This is a genomic window from Sphingomonas sp. CCH15-F11, from assembly GCF_001557005.1.
In the GTDB taxonomy this organism is placed as follows: Bacteria; Pseudomonadota; Alphaproteobacteria; order Sphingomonadales; family Sphingomonadaceae; genus Sphingomonas.
Genome location: NZ_LSKG01000142.1, coordinates 11,739 through 32,551 on the forward strand (window position 1 = coordinate 11,739; position 20,813 = coordinate 32,551).

The following is a 20,813-nucleotide window of genomic DNA, read 5'->3' on the forward strand; positions in this document are numbered from 1 at the left end:
CCCCTTATTTGTGTGTCGGACCGGAAAAGACGACGGGGCGCGGTCCCGCGCGGCCACCATCGGCGAAGGGCGACCAGGCATAGCCGGTCGCGAGCATGAACAGGCCGATCACGGCCATGCACCAGAGGGCGAAGATGAAAGTGCCCGCGCGCATCAGTCGTCGTCCTCATCGTCATCGCCGGTCGGCGCGAAGTCGCTTTCGGCGCGGCGGCGGGTCTCGAACGACGCGTGACGCAGCACGCCGATCAGCACGGGTATTGCGATCAGGATCAGTGCCAGGATGACGTTGCCGACCGACCCCGACTGCCTGCTCACGACAAACTCGATCTGCGGGTCCTGGGAATCGAGCCGCCAGTCGCCTGCCGACTGCGCGCCCAGCCAGCGTTCGGCGCGATAGTCGACGATCAGGTCATAGGTGCCCGCCGGAACGGCGGCGAAGCTGGCCGACTTGCGCCGGGAGCCTTCGCTCCAGTCGCCGTCGGAATCGCGGCCGGAATAACGCTCCGCGGTCTTGCTGGCCCCATAGCCGCGCTGATCGGCGCGGTTGACCAGCGCAAAGTCCAGCTCGACCCAGCCGTTCGACAGATCCGGCACGATTGCGCGCACGTTCACGCGCTGGCGCGCGCGGGTCAGGACGATCGGGCCGATCACCGCTTGTTGATCGGACCCGTCCGACGCGATCGGCGCGCGCTGTGCCGCCAGCCGGCTGCTGCCGCTGGTAAACAGCGCAGCCGCCACGATCACCCCGATTGCGAGCGCGGCGACCACCAATGCCTGTTTGAGCCAGGGTAGGACGGGCGACGGCTGGTGCGGCAGCGGCGGCCAGATGCGGCCGCTGCGCTCGATACCGAACGCGTCGGGCACCTCGTCGGGATCGAGCAGTTCGGACAGCGACCAATTGACTTCGCTGGCATCGGCCTCGCGCGACAACATGAAGCCGGGCGACACCCAGTCGTCGGTGCGCACCGTATCGCCGCGCTTCACTCGCCAGTAGAATTCGCCGACCACATCGTCGACCTGCGCTTCGCCATCGGCGAAGAACGGCTCCATCGGCCGCCCGTCGATCTCGGGCGCGCGGTAGCCGGTCGGCGCGACGTTCAGCTGGCGCCCCAGGCTCCAGCCGCCGCGATTGTAGATCAGCCAGCGATAGCCGTGATACGGGTTGAACAGCAGATATTCTTCCCACGGATAGGCGCCGCGCTCGCTGCGCCGCATATAGCCGATCATTTCCCACTCGACGCCGCGCAGCGTGCCGCGCGTGCCGATCGGGATGCGCAGGCGATCGCTGGCGCGCTTCCACTCGGTGACGAGCTTCACCTGCGGCTGCGACACATCGAGGATGCTGCCGCAATATTGGCAGGCAACCGTCACGGTATAGCCTGCCGCGCGCAAGGTGACGGTGCCGCCGCAGGAGGGACAGGTCAGCGCGGTGGCGGCGGGGGCCGACGCGTCAGTCATAGCGCGGCATTGTCCAGCCCTGAATGGCGCGCAGGTTGCGTGGCGACAGTTCGGCCAGCGTCACATAGCGCCCGTCATAGAAGGAGGTCGTGTCGCCATCGCGCTGGAGCGTGACGAGCCGCCCTGTGGCGGATTTGAGGTCGATCGACAGGATGCGCCAGCCCGGCGGCGCGCGGAACGGCAGCTCGCCTTCGGCGGCGATGCACTGCACGTCGCGCACGTCGGCGATCGTCATTTCCTCGCCATCGATCTCGGCTGACCCGCCGACGATTGGCGCCGCTCCTGAAACGATGCTGCGCAGCATGGGCGAGCGCAGGTCACCGACCGGGCGCTCGAAGGTCATCATGAAATCGCCCATCGCTTCGCCCAGCCATCCGGTGCGACCGTCGCCGAACAGGCACAACCACTCGTTCCACGAACCGTCGCTCCACGCCCAGCGCACCCGGCCGATCACGTCGAAGGACCGGCCTTCGAACCGGCCGGCGGTGCCGATCCGGATCGGGCTGACGTCGAAGGGCAACGCGGCCTGCACGCCCGCGATCGCCACGCCGTCGTCGCTGCGCACCAGCATCGACTTGCAATTGTCGCATACCCGCGACGGCAAGGCCGCCGACCGAAAGGTCACCGGCGCGCCGCAATTGGGGCAATCGATCGTCAGCACTGCGGCAGGATCAGCGGATGCGGCCCAGCAGCTCGGCCTTCTTCGTGTCGAACTCCGCCTGGGTGATCGCGCCCGCGGTCATCAACCGGTGGAGCTTTTCGATCTGGGCATAGGGGTCGTCGCTGGCCGATCCGCCCGCGCCGGTCGCCGCGCCGCCGCCCAGCGCGCCCGCCATCGCCTGGCCCAGCGCCATGCCGGCACCCGCGCCGACGCCCAGCCCGGCGATGCCGCCTTCCTGCGCCGCCGCCGTGCCGATCGCATCGGCCGACTGGAACTTCACGAAGCGGTCGAGATCGCCGACCACCCGCATCGACGACGCCTTGTCGAGATATTTCTGCACTTCCTCGGGCAGCGACAGGCTTTCGACGAAGAAGGTCTGGCACGACAGACCCCATTGCGCGAACGCGGGCTGGACGAGATCGCGCAGCCGCGCCGACATCGCCGCCTGGTCCGCCGCCATGTCGACGAAGGCGAATTCCGACTGGCCGAGCGCGCTGGCGAGCTGGGTCGAGATCGCCGAGCGCAGTTGATCCTCGATGTCCTCGACGCGGACCTGCGCCAGCGTGCCCATCAGCTTGGCCTGAAAGGTCGGCACGTCCTCGATCCGGAACGAATAGCCGCCGAACGCGCGGATGCGCAGCGGGCCGAATTCCTTGTCGCGCACCGTCACCGGCTGGGCGGTGCCCCATTTCAGCCCGGTCTGCTCCTTCTGGGTAAAGAACAGCACATCGGCCTTGAACGGCGATTTGAAGCCCTTGTCCCAGTTGAGCAGGGCGGTGAGCAGCGGCAGGTTGGCGGTTTCCAGCGTGTGCTGGCCCGGCCCGAACGCATCGGCGATCTGCCCCTCGTTATAGAAAAACGCGACCTGCCCCTCGCGCACCGTCAGCTGGCCGCCATTCTGGATCTCGCGATCCTGCATCGGATAGCGGATCGCCAGGACGCCGGGCTCCTCGACCCAGTCGATGACGTCGACAAACTGCTTCGACAGGAAATCGAAAATACCCATCACACCCCTCCCGGATCGGAGTATGCAGGGTAGCGGCATCGTCACGCCGTTCAAAGTCGAAAGCGCGCCGCATGGCGCGATTTCGGCGGGCACCCCGGCTGTACGGTATGTCGTCGGGTTGTCGACGCCGCGATGATCCGTGCGCGGCCACCCCGGCGCGCGTCCGGTGCCCAAAGGCGGCGTTGAAAACGCCTGCCGGCAGGAACAGGCGTTCAGCGTGCTTGTCGGTGGAATGGTGGAGCCGAGGGGGATCGAACCCCTGACCTTCGCAATGCCATTGCGACGCTCTCCCAGCTGAGCTACGGCCCCATCGTCCCGGCTGGTGCAGCCCGGGAAGGCGTCGCCCACTAATCGAGCGACGCGGTTTTGGCAAGCGCCTGCTGACGCCTGCAATTCAGTCCCGATCAGCTTTCGTCGTCGTCCTCGGGTGCCTCGACCCCCAGATCGTCGTCACCGCCCAGGTCGACATCGTCGTCTGCGGGCGTGTCGTCGTCGGCCTCGATGTCCAGTTCGTCGTCACCCAGGTCCGTATCCTCGGTCTTCGCGACCGCGGCCGGGTTCTTCGCCGCTTCATAGGGCAGCGGCTGCTTCGACTTCAGGATCGGCTCGGGTTCCCAGGCGTAGCCGCAATTGATGCAGGTGACCAGATCGTCCTTCGTCAGATCATAGAAACGCGTCGCACATTTCGGGCACGTGCGCTTCGTGCCCCATTCCGGCTTCACCATGTGTCGCCTCTACCTTTCAAGAATGCGATGATCGCAGGGCGGGCCCCGCAAAGTGGGGCGCGCCTTGCCATAGCGCAACGCCGCTGTCAAAAGCCCGCTGCCCATGTCCGCTTCCCCCCATTCCCGCCCGATGACGATCGCCGCGCGCGGCGCGCTGAAGGGCGCGTTCCACGTGCCGGGCGACAAGTCGATCAGCCACCGTGCCCTGATGTTTTCCGCGCTCGCGGTGGGCACCAGTCGCATCCGCGGCCTGCTGGAGGGCGAGGACGTGCTCGCGACCGCCGCGGCGCTGCGCGCGATGGGCGCGCGGATCGAACGCCGCGACGACGGCGAATGGGTGGTCGATGGCGTCGGTGTCGGCGGGCTGCTCCAGCCGGCCGGTGCGCTCGACATGGGCAATTCGGGAACGTCGACCCGGCTGCTGATGGGGCTGGTAGCCGCGCACCCGATCACCGCGACCTTTATCGGCGACGCATCGCTGTCGGCGCGGCCGATGGCACGCGTCATCGATCCGCTGACCCGAATGGGCGCCGACATCGCCGCATCGCCGGGCGGCCGGCTGCCGCTGATGGTGCGGGGCATCTGTCCCGCGGTGCCGATCGAATACCTGCTGCCCGTCGCCTCCGCCCAGGTCAAGTCGGCGGTGCTGCTTGCCGGGCTCAACACGCCGGGCATCACGCGCGTGATCGAGCCGGTGGCGACGCGCGACCATAGCGAGCGGATGCTCGCCGGCTTCGGCGCGCAGGTGACGATCGAGCCCGGTCCGGCGGGCCGCATCATCTCGATCACCGGCGAGGCCGAACTGGCCCCCCAGACGATCACCGTGCCGGGCGATCCGTCCTCGGCGGCATTCTGGCTGGTCGCGGGCTCGATCGTGCCCGGGTCCGACATCGTCATCGGCAATGTCGGCATGAACGCGACGCGCACCGGCATCGTGACCGCGCTCCGGGCGATGGGGGCGTCGATCGACGCGCAGGACGCGCGGGTCGTCGGTGGCGAGCCGGTCGCGGACCTGCGCGTCCGCCATGCGCCGCTGCGCGCGATCGACGTGCCGCCTGAACTCGCCCCCAGCATGATCGACGAATATCCGGTGCTGTTCGTCGCCGCCGCCCTTGCCGCGGGGCGGACGGTCGCGCGCGGGGCGGAGGAGCTGCGCGTCAAGGAATCGGATCGCATTGCCGCCATGGCGACGGCGCTGACCGCGGCGGGCGCGCGAATCGAGGAGTTTCCCGATGGACTGGCGATCACCGGCACGGGTGGCGATCCGCTGCCCGGGGGCGGCACGATCGAATCGAAACTGGATCATCGCATCGCGATGGCGATGACGGTCGCGGGGCTGGCGTGCCGCGCGCCGCTGACGATCGATGACGTGGCACCCGTCGCCACCAGCTATCCGGCGTTTTTCGACACGCTTGACCTGCTGGCCGGTTGAGTGTTCGCTGCCGTCGACATGACAACCGGACCTATCGTCGCATGATCATCGCCGTCGATGGCCCGGCTGCGTCGGGCAAGGGGACGATCGCCCGCGCGCTCGCGCGGCACTATGGCTTGCCGCATCTCGACACCGGGCTGCTGTATCGCGCGGTCGCGGCCACCGTTCTGCGTGAGGAGCTCGACCCGGAGAAGGAGGCCGACGCGGTCGCCGCCTGCGATTTCGACGATCGGCTGTTCGACGACCCGGCGCTGCGCGGTGAGGAGGTCGGACGCGCGGCCTCGATCGTGTCGGCGCATCCGCTGGTGCGCTCGGCGCTGCTCCAGCGCCAGCGGCGGTTTGCCGCGCAACCGGGCGGCGCGGTGCTCGACGGGCGCGACATCGGAACGGTGATCGCGCCGGATGCCGACGCCAAGCTGTTCGTGCGGGCGACGCCGATGATCCGCGCCCAGCGTCGCCTGGGCGACCTGCGTGCCATGGGATCGAGCGTCAGTCTGGACCGCGTGCTCGCCGACATCCGCGCGCGCGACGAACGTGACAGCCGCCGTGCGACCGCCCCGCTGGTCGCGGCCGCGGACGCGGTCGTCCTCGACACCAGCTTCCTCGCGATCGATGCGGCGATCCAGCGCGCCATCGCAATCGTCGAGGCGAAGCGGGTCGGCGCCAGCGTCGCGCCCACCGGGGCGGGGCAGCGGCCGGCGTCCTGAAGCGGCGTTCAGTAGGGCGAACGCAGGTCGGCGACCCATCCCGTACGGACCGCCGGGGTGGCATTGCGCGGTTTGCGCGCCTGTTCGATATCGACCTGCTGATCGAACTGGACGCCCGCCTGGCGCGCATTGGCCCACATCACCGTGGCGGTGAGGCCGGTCACCTGTCCCATGTCGATCGCCAGGCGATCGCCCGGCTTCAACGCGTCCTCATGGTCAAGGCAGGCACCGTGCGCGGACAGGTTGCGCACGCGCAGATCGCCGATCATTCCGCGCCCCGCGACCACGGTCACGGCACGCAGGATCACCGAGGCACGCGGTTCCCGCTCGCTAGGCTCATCTACGCTCGCCATGCGGGAAGCTTAGCGACTTAGGGTTAACCGGCCGTTTCCATCCGTGACATTTTCGTTATGTTTCGGCAGGATGGATGGCGCGCAGCGAGGGTTGCCCGCATCACCTTGCCTTTGCGCGGCGGTTGCGTTATGCGCCGCGCGTCTGACGAGCGGGTGCTCGCGGTCGGGGAGGCGCGGAGAACATGATTCTCTCGCGCCCTTTTTCGCTTTTTCGGGCGCAAATCTCCTTCGGCACGCCCGGTCGCGCGGATGCCGTATCGGCATGGGGCCGGTGGGGCAAATCGGCCACCAAGACCGCCGGAGACAACCGGCCGGCCGGAAACGAACGAACAGGATCTCACGCTCTATGGCCACTTCGGCAAATCCCAGCCGCGATGATTTCGCAGCACTTCTCGAACAGACGCTCGGCACCGCCGACAGCTTTGAAGGCCGCGTCGTCATCGGCACCGTCACCGGCATCGAAAACGACCTGGCGGTCATCGACGTCGGGCTGAAGTCCGAAGGCCGCGTGCCGCTGCGCGAATTCGCCGCGCCCGGCCAGAAGGCCGAACTGAAGGTCGGCGACGAAGTCGAGGTCTATGTCGACCGCGTCGAGAATGCGAACGGCGAAGCGATGCTGAGCCGCGACCGCGCCCGCCGCGAAGCCGCGTGGGACAAGCTGGAAACCGAATTCGCCAAGACCGCCCGCGTCGAGGGCGTCATCTTCGGCCGCGTCAAGGGCGGCTTCACCGTCGACCTGAACGGCGCCGTCGCCTTCCTGCCCGGCAGCCAGGTCGACATCCGCCCCGTGCGCGACGTCACCCCGCTGATGGACATTCCGCAGCCCTTCCAGATCCTGAAGATGGATCGCAAGCGCGGCAACATCGTCGTCTCGCGTCGCGCGGTGCTCGAGGAAACTCGCGCCGAGCAGCGTTCGGGCCTGATCCTCAGCCTGACCGAAGGCCAGGTGATCGACGGCGTGGTCAAGAACATCACCGATTACGGCGCGTTCGTCGACCTGGGTGGCATCGACGGCCTGCTGCACGTCACCGACCTGTCCTACAAGCGCGTCAACCACCCCTCCGAGGCCCTGGAAATCGGCCAGACCGTCCGCGTCCAGATCATCCGCATCAACCGCGACACCCAGCGCATCTCGCTGGGCATGAAGCAGCTGGAAAGCGATCCCTGGGACGGCGCGATCGCCAAGTATCCGGTCGGCGCCAAGCTGTCGGGCCGCGTCACCAACATCACCGAATATGGTGCGTTCGTCGAGCTGGAGGCCGGCATCGAGGGCCTGGTCCATGTCAGCGAAATGAGCTGGACCAAGAAGAACGTCCATCCCGGCAAGATCGTGTCGACCAGCCAGGAAGTCGATGTCGTCGTGCTCGAGGTCGACGAGGACAAGCGCCGCATCTCGCTGGGCCTCAAGCAGGCTCAGGCGAATCCGTGGGAAAAGTTCGCGGAGGAGCATCCGGTCGGTTCGACCGTCGAGGGCGAAGTCAAGAACGCGACCGAATTCGGCCTGTTCATCGGCCTGGACGGCGACGTCGACGGCATGGTGCACATGTCGGACATCGCCTGGGGCATTTCGGGCGAGGACGCGCTCAACCTGCATCGCAAGGGCGAGACCGTCCAGGCGGTCGTGCTGGCGATCGAGCCCGACAAGGAGCGCATCTCGCTTGGCATGAAGCAGCTCGAGCGCGGCGGTCCGTCGGTCGGCGGCGCGGCAGCGACCGGCGAGCGGCTCAACAAGAACGCCATCGTCACCGTCACCGTACTCGAAGTCCGCGACGCCGGGCTTGAGGTTCAGGCGGGCGAAGACGGCGCGACCGGCTTCATCAAGCGCACCGACCTTGGGCGCGACCGCGACGAGCAGCGCCCCGAGCGCTTCCAGGTCGGCCAGAAGTTCGACGCGATGGTCACCGGGGTCGATCGCTCGAAGAAGCCGACCTTCTCGATCAAGGCGATGCAGATCGCCGAAGAGAAGCAGGCGGTCGCCCAGTACGGTTCGTCCGACTCGGGCGCGTCGCTCGGCGACATTCTGGGCGAGGCCCTGAAGGCGCGCAACGAACAGCGTTGATTCGAGACCGCGGCGGGGCCTTCGGGTCCCGCCGCGCCTCGATTTTGGTCACCTGCCCCGAAAGCCAGCTTGATTCAGATCAAGAAACCAGCTTATCATGCGACAGCCCGAGAAGAATGACGGCGATGTTGTTTTCGCGTACATTTTTTCACCGCATGGCCGTGGGGCATAACATGATCCGTTCGGAACTCGTTCAGATGCTCGCCAACGACAATCCTGAATTGTCGTTGCGTGAGGTCGAGCAGGTCGTCACGATCTTTTTCGATGAAATCACCAGCCGGCTGACCGCCGAAGGGCGCGTCGAACTGCGCGGCTTCGGTGCGTTCTCCACCCGCGCGCGCGATGCGCGGGTCGGCCGCAATCCGCGCACCGGTGAGACGGTGTCGGTCGACGCCAAGCGCGTCCCCTATTTCAAGCCCGGCAAGGAAATGCGCCTGCGCCTCAACATGTGAGGTGCCGACCGTTCCGCGTGACCGCGAAACTCGCTCGCGCAACGCCGCCCGCTATGGCATCGCAGCGCGCGCGGCACGCGGACGTGGCGAAATCGGTAGACGCAGCGGACTTAAAATCCGCTTGGGCAACCAGTGCGGGTTCAAGTCCCGCCGTCCGCACCAGTCGCCTGATCGAGCTGTCGCGGCGCGGCAGGCACAGCGGATGATGGCAAATCATCGAACGCGCACCCCGAGCGACTGACCGGCATGGATACCGGCGCAAAACACAGCCAGCCTGCCCCCGTCACCCCGGCTTTGTGCCGGGTTTCGCTGCCTGATCCGGCGCGAGAAGAAACGTGACCCCGGATCAGACCCGGGGCGACGGCAAATCCGGGGCCAAGGTCGCTCAGTCGCTCCGGTCAAGCCTCGCGTAGCGCGTGGACGCGCGTGAGACTATTCCGCGGCCACCAGATCGACGTCGGCGCGATCGGCCAGCGGATATTCCAGCCGGGTCAGCATTTCCTTTGGCACCACCTGCCAGAACTGGCCGATCACCCGGTCCCAGTCCTCGAGCAGTCCGCCCGACCATTTGCTGTCCGTCGCGCGATGATGCTGCTCGATCAGGTCGCGCAATATCCCTGCCCAGTGCGCCGACGCGATGCGTTGCCACGTGATGCTTTCGGGATTGGCGAGCCGCGCAAAGCTGTTGTCGCTGTCGAGGACGAACGCCATGCCGCCGGTCATCCCCGCGCCGAAATTGACGCCGACCCGTCCGAGCACGACCGCAATCCCGCCGGTCATGTACTCGCAGCCATTGGCGCCGCACCCTTCGACCACGACCTGGGCACCCGAATTGCGCACAGCGAAACGCTCACCCGCCTGACCGGCAGCGAACAGCCGGCCGGTGGTCGCGCCATACAGCACGGTGTTGCCGACGATCGTGTTGTCCTGGCTGGCGAGCGGCGAGGACACCATCGGCCGCACCACGATCGTGCCGCCCGACAGCCCCTTGCCGACATAATCATTGGCATCGCCGAACACCTCGAGCGTGATACCGCGGCACAGGAACGCGCCGAGCGACTGGCCAGCGCTGCCGCGCAGCCGGACATGGATGTGCCCGTCGGCGAGCTTGTCCATGCCGAAGGTGCGCGTCACCTCGCTCGACAGTCGCGTGCCGACCGCGCGGTGCGTGTTGCGCACCGAATAGGTGAGCTGCATCTTTTCCCCGCGTGAGAATACCGCGGCGGCATCGCGGATCATCTGCGCGTCCAGGCTGTCGGGCACCTCGTTCCGGAAGGTCGACAGGCTGAACTTGCGCTCGACATCGGGTGCGTCGACCTTGGCTAGGATCGGGTTGAGATCGAGATCGTCGAGATGCTCGGCCCCGCGCGAGACTTGCTTCAACAGCTCGGTCCGCCCGATCACCTCGTCGAGCGAGCGCACGCCCAGCCGCGCGAGAATCTCACGCACTTCCTCGGCGATGAAGGTCATCAGGTTGATGACCTTTTCGGGCGTGCCGACGAATTTCTGGCGCAGCTTGTCGTCTTGCGTGCACACGCCGACCGGGCAGGTGTTGGAGTGGCACTGGCGCACCATGATGCAGCCCATCGCCACCAGGCTGAGCGTGCCGATGCCGAACTCCTCCGCGCCCAGGATGGCGGCGATGACGATGTCGCGCCCGGTCTTCAAGCCGCCATCGGTGCGCAGCTTCACCCGCCCGCGCAGGCCGTTGAGTGTCAGCGTCTGGTTGACTTCGCTCAGCCCCATTTCCCACGGCGTGCCGGCATATTTGATGCTCGTCTGGGGGCTGGCCCCGGTACCGCCGACATGGCCGGAGACCAGGATGACGTCGGCATGCGCCTTGGCGACGCCCGCCGCGACCGTGCCGATGCCCGCCGAGCTGACCAGCTTCACGCACACCCGTGCGCGCGGGTTGATCTGCTTCAGGTCGTAGATGAGCTGCGCCAGGTCCTCGATCGAATAGATGTCGTGATGGGGCGGGGGGGAGATCAGCGTGACGCCCGGCGTCGAATGCCTCAGTCGCGCGATGAACTCGGTGACCTTGAACCCGGGCAGCTGCCCGCCTTCGCCGGGCTTCGCGCCCTGCGCCACCTTGATCTCGATCTCCTCGCACGCGTTGAGATATTCGGCGGTGACGCCGAACCGCCCCGATGCGACTTGCTTGATGACCGAATTGGCGTTGTCGCCGTTTTCGTACGGCTGGTACCGGATGCGGTCCTCGCCACCCTCGCCCGACACCGCCTTCGCCCCGATCCGGTTCATTGCGATCGCCAGCGTCTCGTGCGCCTCCGGGCTCAGCGCGCCCAGGCTCATGCCCGGCGTCACGAAACGCTTGCGGATCTCGGTGATCGCCTCGACCTGGTCGATCGCCATCCCCTCCGCGGGGAAGTTGAACTCGAGCAGATCGCGCAGATAGATGGGCGGCAGCTCGCGCACTCCGCGCGAAAACTGCAGATAGGTCGAATAGCTGTCGGTGCCGACCGCGGTCTGCAGCAGGTGCATCAGCTGTGCCGAATAGGCGTGCGCCTCCCCGCCCGCGCGCTGGCGATAGAAGCCGCCGATCGGCAACGTCACCACCGATTTGTCGAACGCGGCCTCGTGACGCTCGCTGGCATTGACGTAGAGCGAGGCATAGCCCTCGCCCGAGATCTTCGCCGGCATGCCGGGAAACAGGTCGTTGACCAGGGCGCGGCTGAGGCCCACCGCCTCGAAATTATAGCCGCCGCGATAGCTGGAGATCACCGCGATCCCCATCTTCGACATGATCTTGAGCAGCCCTTCCTTGATCGCGGTGCGATGCCGTTCCAGGCATTGTTCGATCGACAGGTCGCCGAACAGCCCGCGTGCCTGGCGGTCGACGATGGCGGCTTCGGACAGATAGGCGTTGACCGTCGTCGCGCCGACCCCGATCAGCACCGCATAGTAATGCGTGTCGAGGCATTCGGCGGCGCGAACGTTGACGCTGGCATAGGAGCGCAGCCCCTTGCGCACGAGGTGCGTGTGCACCGCCGCCGCGGCGAGCACGCCGGGAATGCCGACCTGCTCCGCACAGATCGCCTCGTCGGTCAGGAACAGCTCGCTGCGGCCCTCGCGCACCGCCTGTTCGGCCTGCGCGCGGATGCGGGCGATCGCGGCGCGCAGCCCTTCGGGGCCGCTGCCGGCGGGGAAGGTGCAGTCGATGTCAGCGGCGGTCGCGCCGAAATAGCCTTTCAACCGATGCCATTCCCGGTTGGTCAGCACCGGGCTGTCGAGCACCAGCACCGGATTGGCGCGCGGTTCGTCGTCCAGGATGTTGGCCAGATTGCCGAAGCGGGTCTTGAGCGACATGACGTGACGCTCGCGCAGGCTGTCGATCGGCGGGTTCGTCACCTGGCTGAAATTCTGGCGAAAGAACTGGCTGATGATCCGCGGCTTGTCGCTGATAACGGCGAGCGGCGTATCGTCGCCCATCGAGCCCACCGCTTCCTTGGCGCTTTCGACCATCGGCGACAGGATCAGCTCCATGTCCTCCAGCGTCTGGCCCGCCGCGACCTGCCGCCGCGCCAAGTCAGCGCGGTCATAGCCGCCATCGGCAGCGCCCGCCACATCGGGCAGGTCGGCGATCGTCAGAAACTTTCCGATCATGGCCGGATAATCGGCCTCGCCCGCCAGCTTGTCCTTGATCGCGCGATCGGCGAACAGCACGCCCTGATCCAGATCGACCGCGATCATCTGGCCGGGGCCGAGGCGGCCCTTCTCGATCACGCTCGCCTCGGGCACGACGACCATGCCAGCTTCCGAACCGACGATCAGCAGCCCGTCGCTCGTCCGCGTGTAGCGCAGCGGGCGCAGCGCGTTGCGGTCGGTGCCGGCAACCGCCCAGCGGCCATCGGTCATCGCAAGCGCGGCCGGGCCGTCCCATGGCTCCATCACGCTCGCCAGATACTCGTACATCGCGCGATGATCGGGCGGCAGGTCGCTGCGCCCCTGCCATGCTTCGGGCACCAGCATCAGCTTGGCGGTCGGCGCGTCGCGACCCGAACGACAGATCGCCTCGAACACCGCGTCCAGCGCGGCGGTGTCGCTCGCGCCCGCGGGAATCACCGGCTTGATGTCCTCGCTGCGTTCACCGAACGCGATCGAGGCCATCTTGATCTCGTGGCTCTTCATCCAGTTCTTGTTGCCGCGGATCGTATTGATTTCGCCATTATGCGCCAGGCATCGGAACGGCTGGGCCAGCCACCATTGCGGAAAGGTGTTGGTCGAATAACGCTGGTGAAAGATCGCGACGCGGCTTTCGAACCGGTCGTCGTTCAGGTCGGGATAGAAATCCGACAGGCTCTCGGCCAGGAACAGCCCCTTGTAGATGATCGAGCGGCACGACAGCGAGCAGACATAAAAGCCGCTGATCTGCGCGGCGATCACTTGGCGCTCGATGCGGCGGCGAACGAGGTAGAGGTTCTTCTCGAACTCCGCCGCGCTCACCTCGTCGGGCATCGGGCCGGCGATCATGATCTGCTCGATCTCGGGCCGGGTCGCCTGCGCCTTCTGGCCGATCACCGAGACATCGACCGGCACCTGGCGCCAGCCGTAGATGGTGTAGCCCGCGTCGATGATCTCGCTCTCGACGATCGTCCGGCACGTCTCCTGCGCGCCAAGGTCGGTGCGTGGCAGGAACACCATGCCGACTGCCAGCCGGTTGGGCAGCACCTTGTGCCCCGAATTGACGATCGCATCGTCGAAGAAGCGCAACGGCAGATCGACATGCAGCCCCGCGCCGTCGCCGGTGCGGCCGTCCGCGTCGACGGCGCCGCGATGCCACACCGCGCGCAACGCATCGATGGCGGATCGCACGACGCGCCGTGACGCCCGGCCATCGGTGGCCGCGACCAGGCCGACGCCGCACGCATCGCCTTCGAACTCGGGCCGATACATGCCGTCACGCGCCAGGCGGGCGCGTTCCAAATCCAAGTGGATGGCTTCTTCGGTCATAACTTCCTGCTGCTAAGCCGCTTCATGTAGTTCACTTTTTCGATCGCAATTTCGAAAGGTGCGCGTTCATTGCCGCTTGAACGACCGCTTTCAGTCTTGCGTCGGACTTGGCGATCAAAGCAGTGGCCCAGTCAGCTGACATTCTCTGCAGTGGCGGCCCAAGCACCGCGATCTTTTTGAACGCGCTGGTGCCTGCAAATTGAAGGAGCGCGGGTTGATCCTCAGGCCCCATCGCCGCGACGGCGCTCTGCTGCCCCGAGGTCGAAATCGCATCTAAGCTGCTGCCACGCGCCCCGGCGACCCCAGCGCGGATAAGCTTCTGGCCAGTCGGCGAGCCATAAAATCTGTTGGCGTCCCGCGCCTCTTGTGGGGTCAGGTTCTTCCTCAACTCGGCAAGGATGATCCCGCGAATTTCGGGGTATCCTTCGCGCAATATGGCGAGCGTTTCGTTCTTGCCCGCAGTCCCTACGACTTTCGTGATCCCAGGGAACCGTGCTTCGAGCGCTTCACCGCCATTAGCAGCCAAGCCCTTGTTGAAAGATGCCTCGAAATTGGCAGCCCCTGATGACAGGATGTCGGCCTCAGCGGCGATATAGCCGACGAGTTCACTATAGACGGCTTGATCCTCGCTCAATGAGCTTGCCGGCGCTGTCGAGCTTTGAACGGGCGTCGAGGTGCTTTGGATCAAAGCAACCGTGATTAGCGTCGTTGGCCAAATCATGCCGCCACCTGCTCGGTTTCCGCCGTCCGCGCCTTCGCCTTCAGAAAAGCGTGCATTTTGTCGCTGACGTCGCGGCCGTCGCGGATCGCCCAGACGACCAGGCTGGCGCCGCGCACGATGTCGCCGGCGGCGAACACGCCGTCGATGCTGGTCATCATCGTGCGCTGGTCGACGCGCACCGTGCCCCAGCGGGTGACGCCCAGCTCACCCGATCCGAACAGGCTCGGCAAATCCTCCGCATCATAGCCCAGCGCCTTGATGACTAAATCGGCGTCCAGCGTGAACTGGCTGTCCGGCTCGGGCTCGGGTGCGCGGCGGCCGCTGGCGTCGGGTGCACCCAGCCGCATCCGCGCGGCGCGCACGCCATTGATCTGGCCACCCCCGGTGAAGCCTTCGGGGGCGGAGAGCCAGACGAACTCGACGCCTTCCTCTTCCGCATTGGCGACTTCGCGCTGGCTGCCGGGCATGTTGGCGCGGTCACGGCGGTACAGGCACTTGACCGACTTCGCGCCCTGGCGGACCGCGGTGCGCACGCAATCCATCGCGGTGTCGCCGCCGCCGATCACCACGACATGCTTGCCCGCGGCATTCAGGCTGCCATCGTCGAACGCCGGCACCGCGTCGCCGAACCCTTTGCGATTGGACGCGGTCAGATAGTCGAGCGCCTCGACCACGCCGTCGGCCCCCACGCCGGGTGCCTTGATCTCGCGCGGCTTGTAGACCCCGGTCGCGATCAGCACCGCGTCGTGCTGCTGACGCAGCGCCTCCAGGCTCGCGTCGCGCCCGACCTCGAAATTGGCATGGAAGACGATGCCGCCGGCGGCCAGCCGCTCGACCCGGCGAGTGACCACGTGCTTTTCCAGCTTGAAGCCCGGAATGCCATAGGTCAGCAGCCCGCCGGCGCGATCATAGCGGTCATAGACATGGACGTCATAGCCCATGACGCGCAGATATTCCGCCGCGCTCAGTCCCGCCGGTCCCGCGCCGATGATGCCTACCGACTGCCCGCGCGGGCGACCGGGCACCAGCGGCTCGACCCAGCCCTGTTCCCAGGCGGTATCAGTGATGAACTTTTCCACCGACCCGATCGTCACTGCGCCATGGCCGGTGAATTCGATCACGCAATTGCCTTCGCAGAGCCGGTCCTGCGGACAGATGCGCCCGCAAATCTCGGGCATGGTCGAGGTCGAATTGCTCAGCGCATAGGCCTCGCGCAGCCGACCCTCCGCGGTCAGGCGCAACCAGTCGGGGATATGATTCTGGAGCGGGCAGTGGACCGAGCAATAGGGCACGCCGCATTGCGAACAGCGTCCCGCCTGATCCTCCGCGCTGGGCGGCGCGTAGCGTTCGGCGATCTCGCGGAAATCGCTCGCGCGGTGCCCTGCGTCGCGCTTGGGCGGATAGGCCTGCGCCCGATCGACGAACTGGAGGAGCTTTTCACTGGCCATGACTTGATCCCGGGTTTCGCGCGCCATTTAGCTTCACGATGCGCGGGAGTCACGCAAAAAACGACCAATATATCAGCTATACTTACCTATATCTTGCGGTATCCCCTTAATCTCGGGATCGTTGTCATTCCATATTCGACAACAAAGGCCCGAAACGGACCTTTAACGTTGGAGCAGCCAGACCAATGCGGTTGCGCCCACCACGATGCGGTACCAGGCAAAGGGCGCGAACCCGTAACGCCCGACAATGGCGACGAATATTCTAACCACGATCAGGGCGGTCACGAACGCCGCGCCGAAGCCGATCGCAATCGCGCCCAGATCGTCGAGACTGAGCAGCGCGCGGTCTTTCCACAGCGCATAAGCGGTCGCCGCCGCCATCGTCGGTACCGCCAGAAAGAAGCTGAACTCGGCCGCGGTGCGCCGCTCGACCCCCATCAGCAGCGCGCCCATGATCGTCGCGCCCGAACGGCTGACGCCGGGCAGCATCGCAAGGCACTGCACGATGCCGATCGACAGCGCGGTGCCGAACGGCATTGCTTCGACGGCCTCGAACCGCACCCGTTTGACCATGCGCTCGATGGCCAGGATCAGCACCCCGCCGACGATCAGCGCGACGGCGACGATGACCGGCCTTTCCAGAGCCGCACGCACCGCGTCATAGACCAGCACGCCGATCACGAGCGCGGGGGCGAAACCGAGCAGGATGTTGCGCGTGAACATCACGTCGGGTCGCCGCCATGCGATCAGGCCCGTGCCGACATCCCAGAATCGCCGCCAGTAAACGACGATCACCGCCAGGATCGCGCCGAGCTGGATCGCGATCTTGAACGTCGCCGAACCTTCGCCGGTAAATCCCAGCAACTCGCCCGCCAGGATCAGGTGCCCGGTCGACGATACCGGCAGAAATTCGGTCAGCCCCTCCAGAATGCCGAGCAGGATGACGGTCAGCAGGTCGTGCATTCAGGGGCTCCGGTCGGTGCGGCAACGACCCCCGCACCGATCGGCGGCGGGTCGAACGGGCAGGGGGCGGGGTCAGTTGCCGACGCGCGCGGCGAACCGGCCATGCTTGCGATACTGCACCAGATAGGCGGGCGCCACCGCCGACATCGGCGTGGGATCGATGCCGAACGCCCGGATGCCCTCGGCCTGCGGCGAAACGACATTGTCGGCCTGCAGCATCCGCCACTGGTCCTTCGTGATCGGTGCGCCCGGCAGGAAGCCCAGCGACGCGATCGCCGCGCCGGCCGCGTCGGGCAGATCGACGATCACACGCCCGCGCCCCGTTTCGTCGTTGATCCATCGCACCAGCGCGCCCATCGTGATCACGTCGGGACCGCCCAGCTCGAACGTCGTGCCGCCATAGGCGCCGGGATCGGCCAGCGCCGCGACCGCAGCGGCCGCGACATCGCCGACATAGACCGGCTGAAAGCGCGTGTCCGGCTTCAGCACCGGCACGACCGGCGCGGTCGCGATCAGCCCCGCGAACCGGTTGATGAACTGGTCTTCACGTCCGAACACGATCGACGGGCGCAGGATCGTGGCGGCGGGGAAAGCCGCACGCACTGCGGCCTCGCCCTCGCCCTTCGACCGGCCATAGGCCGACGCCGATCGTGCATCCGCCCCGATCGCGGAGATATGGACCAGCGCGCCGCATCCGGCCGCCGCCGCAGCGCGCGCGACATTCTCCGCGCCCTGGCGCTGAACCGCGTCGAACCGGCCGTTCAGGATGCCGACCAGGTTGACGACGCCGTCCGCCCCGGCGAGCGCGCGCGCGACGCTGTCCGCACGGGTCAGGTCGGTCGCGACGAACTGGGTCTGGCCGACTGCGCCCTGCGTTTTCAGGAACAGCGCGGATCGCGGGTCGCGCTGGGCGACGCGCACGCGATGCCCGGCGCGCAACAGGTCCTGCGCGACATAGCGGCCCAGAAATCCGCCGCCACCGAACAGCGTGATGAGTTGGTCGGTCATTCCTGTCCTCGGTCCCCGCAATGGGCTGATGGCTTTACCGCATCGCCCTTGCCGTCTGTCGCGCCAAACGGCAAGTCGCGACGCGCCGCAGGCGCTACGTAGGCGCGCCGCAAAGGCCGGGCGGGCAGGGCGGGGCAGGCGCACGCCTCGCCCGAGCGACCCCGCAGGCCTGGCGGCGTTTTTCCATACCGACCCCCAATCAAGCCGGTTGACATCCGTATTCGCCCCCCCTAGGTCGCGCCTCCTACCCCGTGCCCAGATGGCGGAATTGGTAGACGCACCAGCTTCAGGTGCTGGCGCTCGCAAGGGCGTGGAGGTTCGAGTCCTCTTCTGGGCACCAATACTGGCTTTGGATACGTCCAGTAATCGACTGGTTTCACAGCATTTTTATACCGAGAATCGCCAGACACCGTCTGGCGAAATCCGGCTAAGGGCAACAGCAGCGGCAACAAATGTTGCTCTTACTGTTGCCCTCGGATCGACCCGGCCTTGCTGGGAAAACGACCATGCTGAACTACCTCCAGATCAACGCTGCTAAGCCGAGGGAAAAGGCTTGGCGACGCCCTTTTGACGCTTGGCTACGGATCGTTTCCCGATGTGGTGGGAGGCGCATGGAACGGGCAGGGCAAGCTCATGGCTCTGGCCGCGACCATCGCCATCGCTGGGCATCTGCACTTCGGGCTGCGCCGGATCGGCCTGACCCTCTCGCCCGCCGCGGGCAGTCTGAAGGCCGCGGCAATCGTTGCTGCGGCCTATTGCGGCTTCTTTGTCGTGATCGCCATGCTCTTCCCTGCCGACCCGCCCAGTACGGAAGATGTCGCATTCCAGACGACGATGCCCGGTCTGGACGAAGAACTATTCTATCGGGGACTCCTGCTGTTCGCGCTCGACCAGGCGTTCCGGGGGCGCAAGCAGTTGCTGGGGGTCGATTGGGGCTGGGGGGCGGTGCTGTCATGCCTGCTGTTCGGCATGACGCATGCGTTCGGCTATTCCGATGGGGCCTTCGCATTCGATCCCCTACCATGGCGCTCACCGCCATTCCTTCCTTCATCGCGGTATGGCTGCGCCTGCGCACCGGCAGCCTGCTGCTCCCCGTTGTGCTGCGCAATTTCGGCAACACGCTTTACTTCATCATCTGAAGTGAAGCGTCAGCCACGGCTTGATCGGGCTTGGGTATCGTTGGAGAGTTTGGGCGTGACCACCAACTCATTTTCAATCCGGGGAGGCCGGCAGCGGGTGACCGCCGTCAAAGCGTGTTCTGCCCTGAGTTTTGCGCGCCATTCGCACGATGAATATGGCGTCGGCCTGATGCTGGCTGGCGCTCAACGGTCCTGGAGCGGCAGGGGGCATGTCGAGGCCTTTGCTGGCGACCTCATCACGGTGAACCCCGGTGAAGTGCATGACGGCATGGCGATCGGCGATAGCCGCAAATGGGCCATGCTCTATCTCGATACGGACAAGGTGAGCGCCATCGCGGCCGATATCCACGAAGGCAAGCGCAGCGAAACAGAGTTTACCCGTCCGGTGCTTCAGAACGTGGTGGCTGCCCATAGGTTTGCCGCCGCTTACGCAGCCCATGAGCGCGGCAATGAAGATGCCATGGATGAGCAGCTCATCCTGCTTTTGGCCGGAATGCTGGGCGATCCGAGAACATCCCGGGCAAGGGCGCCGCAGTCGATTGACCGGGTCAAGGAACGGATCGACGCTGATCCAGCCGCCGATCATCCACTCGACGAGTTGGCGCAGATATCAGGGACCAGCAGGTTCAAAACGCTGCGTGGTTTTGCCGCTCTGACGGGCCTCACCCCGCACGCTTATATCATTCAGCGTCGGCTCGACCTCGCCAAAGCCTTGATCCGCAGCGGTGTTGGCCTCGCCCAAGCTGGCAGCGAAGCGGGCTTTGCCGACCAGAGCCATTTTCATCGCACATTCGTTCGGCGCTTTGGCATGACCCCCGGTGCCTATGCTGCTGCCATGCGTTGAGCGTCTGCAATTTCCTTCAAGATCGCGCTGCACCTCCCGAATAAATCGACTCCATTGCAACTGCGGGGAGCAGATCATTGGAGCATCGTGCAGAAGCGATGGGATCGGGCGCCATCAGGCCATGTGCCGAGCATGAAAATCAGGCGATCATGGCCATCATCAACGAAGCGGCGATGGCGTATAAGGGCGTGATCCCGGCCGATCGCTGGCATGATCCGTATATGCCCCTGGATGCGTTAGAGGCCGAGATCGCTGCCGGTGTGCGCTTCACGGGCTACGCCATCGATGGTCTGCTCGTCGGCGTGATGGGCATTCAGAGCGTTCGCAATGTCCGCCTGATCAGGCATGCCTATGTCCTGTCGAACCACCAGGGTCACGGCATCGGCTCGGCATTGATCAATCACCTGCGGGGCAACGGCAACTCTCCCATTCTGATCGGAACCTGGGCTGCTGCAGTCTGGGCCATAGGCTTCTATCGGAGGCATGGCTTCGCGCTCGTCCCCGAAACGGTGACAGCGCAGCTCCTGAAGACATATTGGGATGTGCCGGAGCGGCAGATCGCGACATCCGTGGTGCTGGCAGCGCCTGCACTGACGGTTGACAGCGCTCAGCAGCTTATCGCTGCGGCTTGCCATGATCCGGAGCTTCCGAATGATCTGCGATAACGGAAAAGTGGGACGTCACGTCCAGGAAACCCGTCGCCACGACGGCCTGCGTGGTCGCTTACGGGCACTGCGAGATGTTTACGACAGCGCCGGCGGACGCTTGCCGTGCCGTCTTCAGGCATGATTCCCTACGACAATGAGGGTCGCGCCACCTCCGACGGCCGCTCCACCTCCGTCGGCACCCTCGCCATCGACCGCTTC

The 20,813-nt window shown here is 66.1% G+C and carries 17 protein-coding genes and 3 tRNA genes; 8 read left to right on the plus strand and 12 right to left on the minus strand.

Features of this window, described 5'->3' with window-relative positions; genetic code table 11:
• Positions 1-4: 4 nt before the first annotated feature.
• The 6 genes from AX709_RS18965 to AX709_RS14025 form a co-directional block, all read right to left on the minus strand.
• Positions 5-154: a hypothetical protein gene (locus AX709_RS18965; RefSeq protein WP_197417213.1), complete on the minus strand. Its 150-nt coding sequence runs from the start codon at positions 152-154 to the stop codon at positions 5-7.
• Positions 154-1,458, minus strand: a complete 1,305-nt coding sequence (locus AX709_RS14005) for a DUF4178 domain-containing protein (RefSeq protein ID WP_066550269.1) — start codon at positions 1,456-1,458, stop codon at positions 154-156. Before AX709_RS14005 ends, AX709_RS18965 begins: the two co-directional genes overlap by 1 nt.
• Complete coding sequence (locus tag AX709_RS14010) at positions 1,451-2,119, minus strand: DUF4178 domain-containing protein (protein WP_066550272.1); 669 nt, start codon at positions 2,117-2,119, stop codon at positions 1,451-1,453. The genes AX709_RS14005 and AX709_RS14010 overlap by 8 nt, the downstream gene beginning before the upstream one ends.
• A gap of 10 nt (positions 2,120-2,129) precedes the next feature.
• Complete coding sequence (locus tag AX709_RS14015) at positions 2,130-3,125, minus strand: SPFH domain-containing protein (RefSeq protein ID WP_066550273.1); 996 nt, start codon at positions 3,123-3,125, stop codon at positions 2,130-2,132.
• A 233-nt stretch (positions 3,126-3,358) separates the two neighbouring features.
• A tRNA-Ala gene (locus AX709_RS14020) sits at positions 3,359-3,434 on the minus strand.
• A gap of 95 nt (positions 3,435-3,529) precedes the next feature.
• Positions 3,530-3,850 (minus strand): TIGR02300 family protein, encoded by a 321-nt coding sequence (locus AX709_RS14025; RefSeq protein WP_066550276.1) that lies wholly within the window; start codon positions 3,848-3,850, stop codon positions 3,530-3,532.
• A gap of 103 nt (positions 3,851-3,953) precedes the next feature.
• Between AX709_RS14025 and aroA the strand changes: the two genes are divergently transcribed.
• Together aroA and cmk are read left to right on the plus strand one after the other, a co-directional pair.
• On the plus strand, positions 3,954-5,282 hold the full coding sequence (gene aroA, locus AX709_RS14030; RefSeq protein WP_066550279.1) for a 3-phosphoshikimate 1-carboxyvinyltransferase: 1,329 nt from the start codon (positions 3,954-3,956) through the stop codon (positions 5,280-5,282).
• 41 nt (positions 5,283-5,323) lie between these two features.
• Positions 5,324-5,989: a (d)CMP kinase gene (gene cmk, locus AX709_RS14035; protein WP_066550282.1), complete on the plus strand. Its 666-nt coding sequence runs from the start codon at positions 5,324-5,326 to the stop codon at positions 5,987-5,989.
• Positions 5,990-5,997: 8 nt separating this feature from the next.
• On the opposite strand, the gene AX709_RS14040 is transcribed toward cmk, so the two are convergent.
• On the minus strand, positions 5,998-6,342 hold the full coding sequence (locus AX709_RS14040; RefSeq protein WP_082731264.1) for a PilZ domain-containing protein: 345 nt from the start codon (positions 6,340-6,342) through the stop codon (positions 5,998-6,000).
• 346 nt (positions 6,343-6,688) lie between these two features.
• Between AX709_RS14040 and rpsA the strand changes: the two genes are divergently transcribed.
• From rpsA to AX709_RS14055, 3 genes are all read left to right on the plus strand, one after another.
• Positions 6,689-8,401, plus strand: a complete 1,713-nt coding sequence (gene rpsA / locus AX709_RS14045) for a 30S ribosomal protein S1 (RefSeq protein ID WP_066481579.1) — start codon at positions 6,689-6,691, stop codon at positions 8,399-8,401.
• Between the two features lie 173 nt (positions 8,402-8,574).
• Positions 8,575-8,853: an integration host factor subunit beta gene (locus AX709_RS14050; RefSeq protein ID WP_082731267.1), complete on the plus strand. Its 279-nt coding sequence runs from the start codon at positions 8,575-8,577 to the stop codon at positions 8,851-8,853.
• A gap of 77 nt (positions 8,854-8,930) precedes the next feature.
• Positions 8,931-9,015: transfer RNA gene (locus AX709_RS14055), tRNA-Leu, on the plus strand.
• Between the two features lie 270 nt (positions 9,016-9,285).
• On the opposite strand, the gene gltB is transcribed toward AX709_RS14055, so the two are convergent.
• The 5 genes from gltB to AX709_RS14080 form a co-directional block, all read right to left on the minus strand.
• The gene (gltB, locus tag AX709_RS14060; protein WP_066550285.1) at positions 9,286-13,824 is read right to left on the minus strand and encodes a glutamate synthase large subunit; all 4,539 of its coding nucleotides are present in this window, start codon (positions 13,822-13,824) and stop codon (positions 9,286-9,288) included.
• A 31-nt stretch (positions 13,825-13,855) separates the two neighbouring features.
• Positions 13,856-14,458 (minus strand): DUF2059 domain-containing protein, encoded by a 603-nt coding sequence (locus tag AX709_RS14065; protein ID WP_066550288.1) that lies wholly within the window; start codon positions 14,456-14,458, stop codon positions 13,856-13,858.
• Between the two features lie 83 nt (positions 14,459-14,541).
• Positions 14,542-15,993 (minus strand): NAD(P)-dependent oxidoreductase, encoded by a 1,452-nt coding sequence (locus tag AX709_RS14070; RefSeq protein ID WP_066550300.1) that lies wholly within the window; start codon positions 15,991-15,993, stop codon positions 14,542-14,544.
• A 162-nt stretch (positions 15,994-16,155) separates the two neighbouring features.
• Positions 16,156-16,956 (minus strand): undecaprenyl-diphosphate phosphatase, encoded by an 801-nt coding sequence (locus AX709_RS14075; RefSeq protein ID WP_066481586.1) that lies wholly within the window; start codon positions 16,954-16,956, stop codon positions 16,156-16,158.
• A 72-nt stretch (positions 16,957-17,028) separates the two neighbouring features.
• Positions 17,029-17,964 (minus strand): complex I NDUFA9 subunit family protein, encoded by a 936-nt coding sequence (locus AX709_RS14080; protein WP_066550291.1) that lies wholly within the window; start codon positions 17,962-17,964, stop codon positions 17,029-17,031.
• A gap of 253 nt (positions 17,965-18,217) precedes the next feature.
• On the opposite strand from AX709_RS14080, the gene AX709_RS14085 reads away from it, so the two are divergent.
• The 3 genes from AX709_RS14085 (at position 18,218) to AX709_RS14100 (ending at position 20,612) form a co-directional block, all read left to right on the plus strand.
• A tRNA-Leu gene (locus AX709_RS14085) sits at positions 18,218-18,304 on the plus strand.
• A gap of 227 nt (positions 18,305-18,531) precedes the next feature.
• Positions 18,532-19,947 carry an AraC family transcriptional regulator gene (locus AX709_RS18970; protein WP_197419006.1) on the plus strand — a complete coding sequence of 472 codons (1,416 nt, stop codon included), beginning with the start codon at positions 18,532-18,534 and terminating at the stop codon, positions 19,945-19,947.
• Between the two features lie 77 nt (positions 19,948-20,024).
• The gene (locus tag AX709_RS14100; RefSeq protein WP_231727529.1) at positions 20,025-20,612 is read left to right on the plus strand and encodes a GNAT family N-acetyltransferase; all 588 of its coding nucleotides are present in this window, start codon (positions 20,025-20,027) and stop codon (positions 20,610-20,612) included.
• The last annotated feature ends 201 nt before the right edge of the window (positions 20,613-20,813 follow it).